Annotated in this window: 11 protein-coding genes; 7 read left to right on the forward strand and 4 right to left on the reverse strand. The window is 34.8% G+C overall.

From position 1 onward, the window contains the following. Positions 1-38: 38 nt before the first annotated feature. From ppnP to ABD692_RS18010, 3 genes are read right to left on the reverse strand one after another with little or no spacing between them, the layout of a single operon-like run. The gene (ppnP, locus tag ABD692_RS18000; protein WP_316761434.1) at positions 39-320 is read right to left on the reverse strand and encodes a pyrimidine/purine nucleoside phosphorylase; all 282 of its coding nucleotides are present in this window, start codon (positions 318-320) and stop codon (positions 39-41) included. Positions 321-335: 15 nt separating this feature from the next. Further along, on the reverse strand, positions 336-2,231 hold the full coding sequence (locus tag ABD692_RS18005; protein WP_344769188.1) for a DUF3857 domain-containing protein: 1,896 nt from the start codon (positions 2,229-2,231) through the stop codon (positions 336-338). Then, positions 2,231-4,204, reverse strand: a complete 1,974-nt coding sequence (locus ABD692_RS18010) for a DUF3857 domain-containing protein (RefSeq protein ID WP_344769190.1) — start codon at positions 4,202-4,204, stop codon at positions 2,231-2,233. The genes ABD692_RS18005 and ABD692_RS18010 overlap by 1 nt, the downstream gene beginning before the upstream one ends. A gap of 245 nt (positions 4,205-4,449) precedes the next feature. Between ABD692_RS18010 and guaB the strand changes: the two genes are divergently transcribed. The 4 genes from guaB to ABD692_RS18030 all read left to right on the forward strand — a co-directional run bounded on the left by guaB (position 4,450) and on the right by ABD692_RS18030 (position 10,665). Then, positions 4,450-5,919: an IMP dehydrogenase gene (gene guaB / locus ABD692_RS18015; protein WP_316761441.1), complete on the forward strand. Its 1,470-nt coding sequence runs from the start codon at positions 4,450-4,452 to the stop codon at positions 5,917-5,919. A gap of 748 nt (positions 5,920-6,667) precedes the next feature. Continuing rightward, complete coding sequence (locus ABD692_RS18020) at positions 6,668-9,247, forward strand: TonB-dependent receptor (RefSeq protein ID WP_316761443.1); 2,580 nt, start codon at positions 6,668-6,670, stop codon at positions 9,245-9,247. Between the two features lie 292 nt (positions 9,248-9,539). Further along, positions 9,540-10,133, forward strand: a complete 594-nt coding sequence (locus ABD692_RS18025) for an LOG family protein (RefSeq protein ID WP_344769193.1) — start codon at positions 9,540-9,542, stop codon at positions 10,131-10,133. Positions 10,134-10,200: 67 nt separating this feature from the next. Further along, positions 10,201-10,665: a MaoC family dehydratase gene (locus ABD692_RS18030; protein WP_316761448.1), complete on the forward strand. Its 465-nt coding sequence runs from the start codon at positions 10,201-10,203 to the stop codon at positions 10,663-10,665. 59 nt (positions 10,666-10,724) lie between these two features. On the opposite strand, the gene ABD692_RS18035 is transcribed toward ABD692_RS18030, so the two are convergent. Beyond that, positions 10,725-11,183 carry a DUF2721 domain-containing protein gene (locus tag ABD692_RS18035; protein ID WP_344769195.1) on the reverse strand — a complete coding sequence of 153 codons (459 nt, stop codon included), beginning with the start codon at positions 11,181-11,183 and terminating at the stop codon, positions 10,725-10,727. 171 nt (positions 11,184-11,354) lie between these two features. Between ABD692_RS18035 and ABD692_RS18040 the strand changes: the two genes are divergently transcribed. The 3 genes from ABD692_RS18040 to trxB all read left to right on the forward strand — a co-directional run bounded on the left by ABD692_RS18040 (position 11,355) and on the right by trxB (position 15,343). Beyond that, positions 11,355-12,983, forward strand: a complete 1,629-nt coding sequence (locus tag ABD692_RS18040; RefSeq protein WP_344769197.1) for an acyl-CoA carboxylase subunit beta — start codon at positions 11,355-11,357, stop codon at positions 12,981-12,983. Positions 12,984-13,084: 101 nt separating this feature from the next. Further along, entirely contained in the window at positions 13,085-14,248 is a 1,164-nt protein-coding gene (locus ABD692_RS18045) for a dipeptidase (RefSeq protein WP_344769199.1), read from the forward strand. Between the two features lie 138 nt (positions 14,249-14,386). Further along, positions 14,387-15,343 carry a thioredoxin-disulfide reductase gene (gene trxB / locus ABD692_RS18050; protein ID WP_344769201.1) on the forward strand — a complete coding sequence of 319 codons (957 nt, stop codon included), beginning with the start codon at positions 14,387-14,389 and terminating at the stop codon, positions 15,341-15,343. Positions 15,344-15,659 lie beyond the last annotated feature (316 nt).

The following is a 15,659-nucleotide window of genomic DNA, read 5'->3' on the forward strand; positions in this document are numbered from 1 at the left end:
TTTAAAAGGAGCAGATTTAATTTCTGCTCCTTTTTTATTTATCTATATTGACATAAATAAGCAGTTTGAGATGTAGCCTTAACTTTAAAAGAAGAATTTGCAGGGACTTCAAAATAACTTCCAGCCCTAAAGGTTTCCCATTCTTCGCTTTCAGGAAGTAAAGCCAATAACTCACCTTCAACTACGGTCATAATTTCTTTTTGGGCCGTACCAAATTTATATTCTCCAGGATTAATTATTCCAATGGTCGATTTGCCATCGATAGTTTCGTAACCTAAAGATTTAACATTGCCATCAAAATATTGGTTTTCGCTTATCATAATTCTAATTGATTTTTATAACGCTTTGGTTAAAACTGCTTTTTGCTTATCTGCCTGAAAAATTTTCTTGTAGAAATCTACATAATCATTATATTTTTCAGGAGGATATTTTTTATCAGTCATTGTTTGATTTCTAGTGTAGGTGATGACATTATCTTTCATAGCAAATTTTGCAGAATAAGACCCGAACTCTGAATTTAGATAGATATCCTTCGGAAGAAACTCTACGGTGTAATTTTTAGGGAGTGTGTAAATAATTTCATCCTCGTCATTGTAACTTAATGAAACTGCGAAAAAGGTTTTTCGATTTTCTACTTTAATTGGAACACTTTCTTTTCTGTTTACTTGATTTAGCATTAAGAAAATTTTATCTCCACCTTTAGTAAATAGCTGGTTACTTCTTAAGCTAATATCTTCAGCCATTATTGGTACATTTTTATCTGCTTGCTCAAATTTAAACGTAAGTATTTCAGCTCCTGGAATAATGTTAGATTCGATTAATGCTTTACGCTGTTCTGTGGGCTCTTTGAGCAACACATTAAAATTATCTTCGAATTGTGCGTTTGCGTACAAAGATTTTATATTGATGTTTGCAATACCTTCATTATTAAAATCTATTTTAGTTTTTCTAATTTGGTAATTGTCTTTTGAACTGTAAGTTGGTGTTTTTATAATTTTTCCGCCTAAGTCGGTAATCATTAAAACATTTCTATTGGCATTATCATAACCGATAAATCCCATCGGTTTATACTGACTAGTGCATTCTAGAAACGTTGTATCTTTTGCTAAAGGCACACACAAAATCATATGATTAGCCTGACCAATACTCGAATAATTTGTATTTAAACTTGGCATACCATTTCCAATAACGATCAGGTTAGAAGGAATGCCTGCTTCATTTAGTAATGCTTTCATATAATTTGATAAAGCCTTACAATCTCCGTAGTTTACTTGCGCCACTTTTTCAGCCAAAATAGGTCTAAAGCCACCAACCCCTAATTGCACACTAACATAACGGGTATTTTGCTGCAGATAATTATACAATATTTTGATTTTTTCCTTTGGAGTTTTTGCATCTTTAATCAAGTTTTGAACCATCAATCTGGTAGCTTCGGGAAGCTTATTTCCTCCTTCATTTAATTTATATATCCAAGAACCAAAATTTTTCCACGTATCAAAATTTCCAGTGGTGTTGTCGTACTCAAATTCGTTTGGTGAAGCCTTTACCCAAGAAGAGACATTATCAATCCCAATAGACATCGGTTCTCTACTAATTGCAGGAATGTTTACACTTTCCCACTTATATCGTACTTTATCGCCAATAATGGTTGAATCCGTTTTAAGGCCTTTGCTTATTAAATACCGAAGTTGGTAATTTTTGTTTTTTTGGATGATGTTAACTGATTTTTCAACAGATACTCCAAAACCCTTAATATCTCTCCAGGTTGGAAAATATAATAAACCGTTAAAATCCTGCGTAAAGCTATATTCGATTGTAAAAGGGTAACTATTGTTTACAAATTTTAAGAGTTTTACCCGATTATCCTGAAATAAGGAAAAACCATCAGATGATAACTGATCCTTTATTTCTGAAGACTTGTAATCTTTGATTTTTTTTCCTGAGGCATCATATAATGAGGCTTTTATATTAGATATTGAGGAAAATTTATCATAAAATTCTTGCATTTCAGCATATTCGTCGCCAGCCTTATTTAAAATAGTAATAGCAACTTTATAATTGTTTTGAGCACTTCCTACACTTTTTACTTCGAACAATTGTTCTTCATTTCTGATTACAACGGCAGCTTCTCGCTTTAAATCTTCAGGGATTTTTGCAACATCATACAAACCTTGCCCTTTAGCAGAATTTAAAATGAAAACCGTTAAAAATAAATAGAATAAATATTTCATTAACTTTTCTTTTTAAATACAATTTGTTCTGCTTGTTTATCTACAACTGCTTTAAATAATTCCTTTAAGTCAAAATATTCTTCGGGAGCATATAAAGTTTTATTAATAGCGATTGTACTTTTTACCATAAGTACCTTTCCTTCGCTAACATAACTTATGGTAAATGTTCCGTTTCCATCAGGCAATTTATAAGCAGCGCTCTTTGGCAATTTTTCAACCTCATAGTCTTCAGGGAAATTTAAAACTATTCGATAAGTTTCTTTAATGGGATGCGCGAAATCAACAGGGAATTTTCTCTCTTCATGTTTGAAAATATTTTCCTTTGTTTTTTCATATAATAATGGATTAAAATAAACCAAATTCCCAGCTTCTTCTACATTATCCTCAATAACAACATTCATCGATTCCGTTAAAATTTCATCTAAAAGATCTAAGTTTTCAATTTTATAGTTTGAAAGTTCTAAACCAACTTTGTCTTTTTTATAGTTTTTTAAAAATTCGGCTTCATTATTTGTTTTCCTATATCTGTTTCTTCGTTCGAAAGCAGCATAACCCTTAGAATATTCATTTATTTGACCTCTAAGTTTATTTCCCTTATCCAACACAAGATTATATGAAAATATCCTTTCTTGAGCAAATTCAGGCTCCATATCGATCCACTGGCCTGCAGAATTTTTCAAATCCATATAAAAAACCTGATGGCTTAGGTTTTCATAATCTACCATACCAAATTGTAAATCATTATTTGTAGCATCAATAAAATAAGTTTTTCCAGCGATTGACGTTACAGCAATAACATTATCAAATTTCGAAATAATTGGGTATCCAGGATGGGTTCCGTTACTTCTGGTACTTACCAATGCTGGATAGGCCATTATTTTTGCTTCTTTAAGCAAGCTGATTAATGACAGATTTATATCTGCTGATGAACCCGTCTTTTTTTCAAAAATGGTTTTTGGATTTACAGCTGTTGTGTATTTTGAATATTCTTTATCCCATTTCAAATTACTTTTCACATAACCATAAATTAATTTTATAACCTTAAGTGTATCTTTTTCACCTTTTAATATTCCTGGTAAAACCGACTTTGCATAAGAATTTTTATTTATGAACAAGCCGAAGTTTTCGTCAGAAGCAAGGCTGCTAATAATTTTTGGCCATGTTCCTGTGTAATCTTGATGCAATTGATTAGGGAAACTAGTAGATTGAAGCTCAAAACTGATCTTTGGAATATAATCGTCGATTGTTGTAATAAATGCTTCATCTTTTAATGCTGGTACATTCTCTGCTGTATATTGATCATGCATTGCATTTGATGAAATCCCTGGAACATAACTTGCGCCCTCACTTCTATGAATTGTGTGGTTTACAGCAAAATAACCAGCAACATCCATTTTGTAATTTAAGTATTCGGGTATATTTACATTATATTCAGAATATAGTGTTGGAATGTCTGTTTGGAATCGCCATCCACGAAGAGTAAAAATGAAATCAGATTTGATCTTGTATTTAAATTCGATAATTGAGCCCTCTTTTACATTTGGAAGCGCAAATTTTTTAAAGATGTAATTTTTATTAAACTCCTCACTAAATTTAGCATCCTTGTTCAGTTTGCTGATTGCTACTTTGCCATCTATAAAATTGTAAGTCGCAGCATCCATAAAGTTCAAATCTTCTTTCGAGGAATTACTGTTTTTATACAACTCAATTTTAAAATTAGCTAAATCGTAGCCATTCTTATTTAAAATTTTATAACGTACATGTCTTTCATATACATATACAAAACTACCTGATGTACTACTTATTTCGAAATAGCAGTTTCCAATATCAAATAACTTAATTGCCGAGGCAGACGAGTCTTGGCTATTTGGCTTGATTTCAAATTCGGAGGGAAGAACCTTGCCAAATTTATAGTCTTTTTTGATTGTTGGTTTAGTTTGGGCATAAAGATTCGTAATCCAAATGCATAGCATAAGGAATAGGAGAGTGAGAGCGGTTTTTCGCATGTATTAATTATAGTTTGGTTACTACAATAATAAAAAACTATTTAATAGAATTAAGTATGTCGATTATAAATTTTTAGATTCAGTGCGCAAAAATCTTAAATTCTTAATTTGTCAGCAAAGGCTAATATTTATCAATTTTAAAGTTTATACTTTTATTTTCGCCTATTTTCCATATCTTTGCCCCGCATATAATAAATCCTAATTTATTTTCTATGCAACTCGATTCCACAAAATTTATTGCTACAGGTTTAACTTATGACGACGTACTTTTAGTACCCGCATATTCTGAAATTCTGCCTCGCGATGTAAATACAGCCACTTTCTTAACAAAAAAAATTAAGCTTAATGTTCCATTGATTTCTGCCGCTATGGACACCGTAACAGAAGCTGAACTTGCTATTGCAATTGCGCAAAATGGCGGTATTGGTATGTTGCACAAAAACATGACTATTGAAAGACAGGCTGACGAGGTTCGTAAGGTAAAACGTTCGGAAAGCGGAATGATTCAAGATCCTGTTACTTTATTAGAAACTTCTGTTGTTGCTGATGCTTTCAAAATTATGAAAGAACACAAAATCGGTGGTATTCCTGTGGTTAGTATCGATAATAAATTAGTAGGCATTATAACTAATCGCGATTTACGTTTCCAAAAGGATATGACAAGACCGATTGCGGAAGTAATGACTAAAGAGAATTTAATTACTGCACCAGAAGGAACAAACCTTGTGCAAGCAGAAGAAATTCTTCAAAACCATAAAATCGAGAAACTCCCAGTAGTTAGTAAAGATGGATATTTAAGTGGCTTAATTACTTTCAAAGATATTTCTAAAGTTAAAAATTACCCAGCTGCCTGTAAAGATGAGCGTGGCCGATTACGCGTTGGTGCTGCGGTTGGTGTAACTGCCGATACTTTGCAACGTGTTGATGCATTGGTTCATGCTGGAGTTGATGTAATTACAATCGATACTGCTCACGGTCACTCAAAAGGTGTTGTTGATAAATTAAAAGAAGTAAAAGCAAAATATCCTGAATTACAGGTGATTGTAGGTAATATAGCAACAGGTGCAGCAGCTAAATTTTTAGCAGATGCTGGCGCTGATGCAGTAAAAGTTGGTATTGGTCCTGGTTCGATTTGTACAACAAGAATTATTGCTGGTGTTGGTGTTCCTCAATTATATGCCGTTTACGAATGCGCTAAAGCATTAAAAGGTACTGGAGTTCCTGTTATCGCCGACGGTGGTATTAAACACACGGGCGACATTGCTAAAGCAATTGCATCTGGCGCAAGTACAGTAATGGCAGGTTCTTTATTTGCAGGTGTTGAAGAATCGCCAGGTGAAACCATCATCTACGAAGGACGTAAATTCAAATCTTACCGCGGAATGGGTTCTATCGAAGCGATGGAACAAGGATCTAAAGATCGTTATTTCCAGGATGTAGAAGATGATATTAAGAAATTAGTTCCCGAAGGAATTGTTGGTCGTGTACCATTTAAAGGTACTTTAGCTGAGGTTATGTACCAGTACATTGGTGGTTTACGTGCAAGTATGGGTTATTGTGGAGCAGCAAATATCGAAGCTTTACAAGAAGCACAATTTGTTCAAATTACTGCAGCTGGTATGCGTGAAAGTCATCCACATGATATTACAATTACTAAAGAAGCACCAAACTACACAAGATAAACCTAAGTTTAAAGGCTCAATGCGGAAAGCTTTTCGCTAAGCCTTGATTCGAAAGCAGGGAGAAATTCTTACAAATATGTAGTTTGTAAAATATGAGAAACGAGGCGTCGGTAACGATAGCCTCGTTTTTATTTTATAGCTAAACTTTAATTTTCGTAAATGAATGTTCAATGCTGATCGGTTAGTACAGTCCTGCCATTCGCTGTAGCCCTCATAAAAAAATCGGGGCTGCCGCTATTGTCAGGTTTAATAACAAAAAATTGTGCCGTGGAACCTAAAATAATTGCAATAGCCTGGCCAATTAAACGGGATTGAAACGATATCCTTTTTAGCCTGTCATTCTGAGCGGAGTCGAAGAATAAGGGTAAAAAGATTTAGTGTAAAGCCAGACTACTGTAAAATATTAGCAGATTACTGCTTTCAAAATCCTTATTTATCGTTTTCGAATAAGGGTTTTCTATTTATCAGAAGCTTTTAACAATACGATTTAAATGGCGTTAAATCCATTTGATTGAGCAAATATTCTAAATGAGCAGCACTTAAATTTTTACATTATGCAAAATAAAATTTGGTAGTTGTGTTTTTTTTATATATTTGACTACTAAATCTATAGATTTAATGTAAATTAAAATGAAACACACTATTTTCACCTCCCAACACTGTTGTTGCTGTCGTCTATTCGCTCAAACAAAACAAATTCGAAAGCAGCATTAATCCACTAAAATCTAACCCAACACCTAAATTCATCATGAAACAAAGTTTACTCATTCTATTTTCAATCATAATTTCTTCAAGTTTTGCCATTGCTCAAAATCCTGTAAAAGGAGTAGTAAAAGGTAGCAATGGCATCTCAATTCCAAATGCAACTATAAAAGTAAGGGGAACAAATATTTCGGTAAGTGCAGATACTGCTGGAGTATTTAGTATTAATCCCAAACAACAGCCTCCGTTTTATATTCAGGTAAGTTCTGTGGGGTATAAACCTCAGGATTTTCAAATATTAAATATTCAAGATACGCCCATCGAATTAGTATTGGTAGAAAATGCGCTATTAGACGAAATCGTTGTAACCTCAAGAAGACGGTCGGAAGTTTTACAAGATGTGCCTATTCCCATTACCGTAATTGGTGGGCAAGCAGCTGAAAATGCTGGTGCTTTTAATGTTAATCGTTTAAAAGAACTGGTTCCATCTGTACAGTTGTATGCATCGAACGCCAGAAACACTACTTTAAACATTAGAGGTTTAGGTTCTACCTTTGGGTTAACTAATGATGGTATTGATCCAGGTGTTGGTTTTTATGTAGATGGCGTTTATCAGGCTCGGCCAGCAGCAACATCGACAGATTTTATTGATATAGACCAGATTGAGGTAATTCGTGGCCCTCAGGGAACACTTTTTGGAAAAAATACAACTGCTGGTGCATTTAACATTACTACTAAAAAACCGAGTCAAATTCCAGGAGGAAAAGTGGAATTAAGTTTTGGTAATTATAATTTTATTCAGGCAAAAACCTCAATTACAGGTCCTGTGGCTAAAAATCTGGCGGCAAGATTATCCATTTCAGGAACACAACGCGATGGTACGATTTACAATACAAGAGAACAACGTAGTTATAGCGGTCAAAATAATTTAGGTTTTAAAGGGCAGTTATATTACACACCATCAGATCGATTATCTGTGTTATTAAGTGGGGATGCAAGCATTCAGCATCCAGCAGGTTATCCGTTAGTGATAGCAGGAGTTACAGCAACAGAAAGAAGCGCTTTCCGTCAATACGCTAGAATTGTTTCAGATTTAGGTTACAGTCAGCAGAAAGTAGATCCTTTTTCTAGAGAAATTAATACCAACACGCCTTGGAAACACAATCAATCTATTGGCGGTTTATCCGTAAATGTTGATTACAAAATAGGCGGAGGAACTTTAACTTCTACAACAGCATGGAGATTCTGGAATTGGGATCCAACTAACGATAGGGATTTTTCTGAGCTTGCTGCTCTTACCAAGTCGCAAGGTAACTCTCGTCACGATCAATATTCACAAGAAATTAGATATGCTGGTAATTTAAGCGAAAAACTAAGTGGTGTAATCGGTGTGTTTGCCCTTGCACAAAATTTAAAAGGTTTGGATCAAACAGAAGAAGTTGGTAAAGATCAATGGCGATTTGTACAAACAGCTAACACAGGAAGTCAGGCTTTATATTCGACCCCAGGGTTATTAGATGGTTTCGGAATTAAGACAAATTCTACAATTAAATCTTTAAGTGCTGCGGTTTTTGCACAGGTAGATTATGAAATTGTAAAGCATCTACACGTTTTACCAGGTATTCGTTTTACTTACGACAAAAAAGATGTTGATTACAGCAGAACAACTTATGGAGGTTTACAAACAACGGATGCTGCTTTGCTAGCACTTAAAGCAGCGGTTTATAGTAATCAACTATTTAATATTAATACGAATAATAATAATTTATCAGGGAACCTTACGGTTTCTTATCGACCTACAGATAAAATTAATGCATACGGAACTTTTTCAACGGCTTATAAACCAGTTGGAGTTAATGTAGGTGGTTTGCCAACAACTTCTACAGGTGAGGCCGATTTAACTTTAGCGGTTGTAAAACCAGAATATGTTCAGCATTATGAATTAGGAATTAAAACTAAACCAACTAAAGGTGCAATTTTAAATGTAACTGCATTTAATACAGATATTAAAGATTATCAAACTAATGTGCAATCGCCACAACTTGGTGTAAATAGAGGTTACTTAGCTAATGCAGAAAAAGTTAAGGTACGCGGTTTAGAAATTGATGGAACCTATCAATTAGAAAGATTTTTGACTCTAAATGCAGCTGTGGCTTACCTTGATGGCAAGTATGTTAAATTTACAAATGCACCGTTGCCTTTAGAAGAAACGGGACATACAGAAATTATTAATGGAGTATCTACTCAGGTTGCTTTTAAAGATGCATCGGGAGGCAGACTGCCAGGTATTTCGAAATGGAATACTTCTGGTGGTGCGGAGTTTAGTATAAAAGGAAATTTAGCGACAAAAGAAGGCAGATATTTTATTGCTGGCGATATTAGCTATCGTTCAGATTATTCTTCCAACCCAACGCCGTCAAGAGTTTTAAATGTTAGTGGTTATTCGTTAATTAATGCTCGATTAGGTTTTAAATCGGATAAATTCTCGCTGTTCGCGTGGAGCAGAAACATTGGTAATAAAAACTACTTCGAACAATTGCAAGCTGCTGCAGGTAACTCAGGTTTATACGCTGGGGTACTCGGCGATCCAAGAACATACGGTTTAACTTTGCGTTATGCTTTTTAGTATTTTACATGTAGGTATATTTACCCATTAGAATAAAAATCTTTTTTCTCTCTTATATTTGGTTAAAAGGCGTCGATTTATTCGGCGCTTTTTTGTTAAAAGGATTATTTATTATTTTACGTTTATAGGCTTCTTTGCAATGAGAACTTGCAATGATAGAAGGTTAGAAATTAAAATTAACTATTGAAATTACTTTCGAAAAAGCTGAAAAAAGGTTAATTAACAGTTATGTGCAGAATTAAAATTTACAGAGCGACGATAAAATCTTAACTTCGGTAAATTTTAAATTTAAATGAATAAGCTTAGAGCAGTTTGTGTATACTGTGGTTCTAATTTTAATGGTGATGTAACCCTACGTAAAGCCATTAAACAATTAGCAGAAACACTTGTAAAACAAGAAATAAGATTGGTTTATGGTGGTGGAAGTGTAGGAGTTATGGGTGTTCTAGCCAATGATATTTTAGAGTTGGGTGGTTTGGTAACTGGCGTTATTCCGCAGTTTTTAATGGATAAAGAAGTTGGTCATAAGGGCGTTACAGAAATGATTGTAACAGAAAATATGCATCAACGGAAACAAAAAATGGCCGATTTAAGCGATGGATTTGTAATTTTGCCTGGCGGTTTTGGTACCCTTGAAGAGTTTTTTGAAGTACTTACCTGGCTGCAGTTAGGTTTACATAACAAACCAATAGGTGTTTTAAACGTAAATGGTTTTTACGATCCGTTATTTGCGCAAATGGAAATGATGGTGCAAAGCAAATTTCTTAAACCTGCCAATCGCGATTTGGTGTTCAACGAATCGGATGCTGAAGCCTTGATCGATAAAATGGATAATTTTTCTGCCGTTCCAGACGAAGTTTGGTTTAGAGATAGAAACTTAACATAAGAAATTATCAGTATAACAATAAACAATTTTAAAACCGCTAAATACAGGGCGACAAAAATATATTACAATGCAAATTATTACTTCTCATGCCGAGTTTGAACAATTTCTTGGTAAAGAATTAGGTGTTTCTTCTTGGCACACTATTAATCAAGAACAAATTAACAAGTTTGCTGATGCAACTTTAGATCATCAATGGATTCACGTTGATGAAGAAAGAGCGCAAAACGAAGGTCCGTTTAAAGCTACTATTGCTCACGGTTATTTAACGCTTTCGCTAATTCCATATTTATGGAAAGAGATTGTTGATATTCAGAATTTAAAAATGGAAATTAACTATGGCATCGAAAGTTTGAGATTTGCGCAACCTGTAATTGTTAATAGCAAAATTAGATTAAAAGCAAAACTCTCATCAATTGTAAATTTACGCGGTGTAACTAAAGTACACATGGGTATTGAAATGGAAATTGAAGACCAAAAGAAACCTGCGTTCACAGCAGAGGTAGTGTTCTTATATCACTTTATCACAGCTTAATAGCTTGCATTTTTTTGCCATCTAAGGAGCATTATTAGTAATAGTTCCTCAGGTGGTATTTATTCTTTCTTGAATTTCTTTTTAATAAAACCACTGATAGATTCTTCTTCTAAATCTTCGAGTGTGCTTAATTCTAGTTCTAAAGCTTTGGTGCTAATTTGAATTTCGATTAGTGAAATAATTAAAGATACCATGAAAAATACTAAGCTCAGCGCAAAAAGTATTTCTGCAACAATATTCCATTCCAGATAAATAAAGAACATACAAAAAAGGCAGCTAGCAAAACTCAAAACGCCAAAAGCCTGCATATTTTTTATAAGCCTTAATCGGTATCTAAGATTTTTTATTTGATTTTGAAGGCCAATATTTTTTTCTCCCTCTTCATATTTAGCTTTTAAACTTCTTACCAAAGCAGCTAACGCCAAAAATCGATTAGTATAAGCTAACATAATTAAACTAATAGCAGGAAATAATAATGCTGGGATATTTACGGTGAGTTCCATGGTTAGCGTTTGCATCAAAAATATTATTTTAAATGATATTTAACCTTAAGGATGCAAAGTTTTTTAGTCATAATTCCTTGAGCACTTCGCATTACCACTTAGCAAAATTTGTGATTAAAAACGAAGTTAGACCAGAAACCGTTTTGGTCGCCACGCTTTTTATAAAAATAAATTTAAATTGCCTGCATGAATATCGAATTCAATAAAAACGAGGATGTGAACAAGCAGCTGGTTTATGAGCTGAAAACCAAACTCAAAAAAATATATCAAGGTGGCGGAGAAAAAAATGCCGCCAAGCAAAAAGAAAAAGGAAAACTATTAGCTCGTGAGCGAATTAATTATCTCATTGATAAAGATTCTAACTTTTTAGAAATTGGGGCTTTTACTGCCGACGGAATGTATGCAGAGCAAGGTGGTTGTCCATCTGCAGGCGTAGTTTGTGGTATCGGTTATGTAAGCGGCAGGCAATGTATGATTGTAGCTAACGACGCAACCGTTAAAGCAGGTGCCTGGTTCCCGATGACTGCAAAGAAAAATCTTCGTGTGCAGGAAATTGCAATGGAAAACCGTTTACCAGTAATTTATCTGGTGGATAGTGCAGGGGTTTATTTGCCAATGCAAGATGAAATTTTTCCCGATAAGGAACATTTCGGTAGGATGTTCCGAAATAATGCGATTATGTCTTCAGAAGGAATTGTTCAGATTTCGGCAATTATGGGGGCTTGTGTAGCTGGCGGTGCATATTTGCCAATTATGAGCGATGAAGCCATGATTGTTGATAAAACTGGTTCGGTATTTTTGGCTGGTTCTTATTTGGTAAAATCGGCTATTGGCGAGGAGGTAGATAACGAAACTTTAGGTGGCGCAACAACACATTGCGAAATTTCTGGCGTAACTGATTATAAGCACCCAAATGATGAGGCTTGTCTAGATAGTATCCGCAACATTATGAGTATGTTAGGTTCGCCACAGAATGCAGGTTTTGATAGAATAAAGGCTGCTAAACCCAAAGAAAAAGAGGAAGAATTGTATGGAATTATTCCAGAAAACCGCGACAAGCAATATGAGATCATGGATGTTATTAACCGCTTGGTTGATCATTCTGAATTTGAAGAATATAAACAAGGTTACGGGCAAAGTATTGTTTGTGGCTTAGGTCGTATTGATGGTTGGGCGGTTGGAATTGTAGCTAACCAGCGAAAGGTTGTAAAATCGAAAAAAGGAGAGATGCAGTTTGGCGGCGTGATATACTCTGATAGTGCCGACAAAGCGGCTCGTTTCATAATGAACTGTAACCAGAAAAAAATTCCTTTGGTATTTTTGCAGGATGTTACAGGTTTCATGGTTGGAAGTCGTTCGGAGCATGGTGGTATTATTAAAGATGGTGCCAAAATGGTTAATGCAGTAGCTAACTCAGTTGTTCCAAAATTTACTATTGTAATGGGCAACTCTTATGGTGCAGGTAATTACGCGATGTGTGGTAAAGCTTACGATCCTCGGTTAATTTACGCCTGGCCAACAGCAAAAATTGCAGTTATGGGCGGTGCTCAGGCAGCAAAAACATTGTTACAAATTCAAGAGGCATCTTTAAAAGCAAAAGGCGAAGTCATCACACCCGAAAAAGAAGCAGAATTGCTAAAAGAAATTACCGATAAATACGATAGTCAAACTACTCCATACTATGCTGCATCACGACTTTGGGTTGATGGAATTATAGATCCTTTAGAAACCAGAAAAGTGATTTCGATGGGTATTGAAGCTGCGAATCAATCGCCAATTACCAAAAAATTTAATGTCGGAATTATTCAAACATAAATTCATAAAACTGTAAGGAATTTAAATTTGCTTAGGCGTTTTTTTATTTCTACATAGTAGATGTTTTGTTAACTGGATACTAAAAGCTTTATATTTAAAATATGAAAATCTCCCTGCTGTTTATTGTATTCGCTTTATTGCAAACTAATCTTTATGCTCAAAACTCTCATAAAATTCATCAAGATGCTATAGTTATAGATACGCATGGCGATATTCTGTTTAATCAGATAAGGTCTGGAATTGATATAGGCAAACTTCAGCCTAAAGGAAATTTCGATTTAGTTAGGGCAAAAAAGGGCGGTTTAGATGTACAGTTTTTTTCTATCTGGTGCGATGAAACTGGTGGTTATGCTGTTGCTAATCAAGAAATTGATTCCTTGTATAGTTTAATTAAAAGATATCCTGATAAAATACAACTCGTAACTACAGCCGCTGATTTAGAAAAGGCAGTTAAGCAAAATAAACTGGCGGCTATGATTGGCGTAGAAGGCGGACACATGATTGAAAACCGATTAGATTATATTGATAGTTTAGCTAAACGCGGTATGGCTTATCTTACTTTAACCTGGAATAATAGCACATCCTGGTCAAGCTCGGCAACCGAAGAAACCACAGGTAAAGTAAAACCTCAAAATGCAGGTTTAAATGATTTTGGGAGGCAGGTTGTGGAGCGATTAAATAATCTTGGTGTAATGGTCGATTTATCTCATGTAGGTGAAAAAACCTTTTATGATGCTATTTCTACAAGTTCGAAGCCTGTAATTGTTTCTCATAGTTGTGCTTTTGCATTAAATCCTGTTCCTCGTAATTTAAAAGATGAACAAATAAAAGCAGTCGGTAAAAATGGGGGAGTTATTAGTATAAATTTTTATAGTGGATTTTTAGATTCTACATTCAATAATAAACAGAAAGCTTTCCTGGCCAAATATGATAACGAACTTAAAATTTTGAGCGCTAAATATGGTCGGAGCAATGGTATAGATAGTTTGATTTTTAATCATCCAAAAGAAGCCGAAGCAATTCGACCACCAATATCGTTGTTGGTAAAACACATAAATCACATTGTAAAATTAATTGGAATAGATCATGTAGGTTTAGGAGCAGATTTTGATGGTGCAGAATCTTTTCCAATAGGTATGAATAGCGTAGCTGATTATCCGAAAATAACAGTAGAATTAGTTAAAAATGGTTATTCTGAAAGTGATATCAAGAAAATTCTTGGCGGAAATGTAATTCGGGTTTTAAAGGCCAATAAGGGAAAATAACAATCTTACTAGTCAAGAATAAAGATAATTTTCTAGGTTACTGTTAATAAGTAAACTATGTTGACAATGCGCACTTGCCAACAATTGTTTAAAGAGTTAAATTTGTAATCAATATTCGAATTTCAAAAACACAATATAATGTCACAAGAAAACGAACACGTTCAGTGTTTAATTATAGGTTCAGGTCCTGCAGGTTACACGGCAGCAATTTACGCAGCAAGAGCCGATTTAAAGCCAATTATGTACACTGGTATGCAAGCTGGCGGCCAGTTAACACAAACAACTGATGTAGAAAATTTCCCTGGTTATCCACAAGGAATTATGGGCCCAGAAATGATGGAAGACTTTCGTAAACAAGCAGAACGTTTCGGTACAGATATCCGCTTCGGTTATGTAAGTTCAGTAGATTTTTCTTCAACACCACACAAAGTTGTTGTCGATGAAATTAAAACAATTACCGCTGATACCGTAATTATTGCCACAGGTGCAACAGCAAAATGGTTGGGCTTACCAAGTGAGCAACAATATAATGGTTTTGGGGTTTCCGCTTGTGCCGTGTGCGATGGTTTCTTCTTTAAAGGACAAGATGTTGCAATCGTTGGTGCGGGCGATACCGCTGCAGAAGAAGCAACATATCTAGCTAAACTTTGTAAAACAGTTCATTTATTGGTTCGTAGAGATGAGTTTAGAGCATCGAAAACAATGGTTGCCCGTGTTTTAGCAACACCAAATATTGTTGTTCATTACAATACCGAAACTGAAGAAATTTTAGGTAATGGTAAAAATGTAACTGCAGTTAAAGTTATCGATAACAAAACAAATATTACATCAGAAATTCCTGTCGAGGGTTTCTTCGTGGCTATTGGTCACAAACCAAATACCGATATTTTCAAAGGTCAGTTGGATATGGATGAAACAGGTTATTTAGCCACCAAACCAGGATCTACATTAACCAACATTGAAGGTGTTTTCGCTTGTGGCGATGTACAGGATATGTATTACAGACAAGCAGTTACAGCTGCGGGTTCTGGTTGTATGGCTGCTCTCGATGCAGAGAGGTATCTAGCTGCTAAAGAACATCCAATCGAAGCATAAAATCATTTAAAATATTTAATAAAGAGAAATCTGAATAAGGTTTCTCTTTTTTTGTAAAGCAAGATTTAGGCAATTTTTAAAGCTGGTTCAGGCTTTACGCTATATCTTTTAGCTGCACGCAAACCTGCCCTCAAGCCGCTAAAAGTATGTCGCTGCAATCCTGTTTATTGCAGTTAATACAGTAATTCTTGGGTTAGTTTTTCCCCACCAGGTTGTTACAAAAAGCAATCACTTACAGGTAATTTAGACGAGGCAAAACCTTTGTTAATAACTGCAAACAAACGTTTGACTAGGTTTGTAACGAAAAAGTGAGGTT

The sequence above is a fragment of the Pedobacter ginsengiterrae genome (assembly GCF_039537385.1).
GTDB classification, from domain to species: Bacteria; Bacteroidota; Bacteroidia; order Sphingobacteriales; family Sphingobacteriaceae; genus Pedobacter; species Pedobacter ginsengiterrae.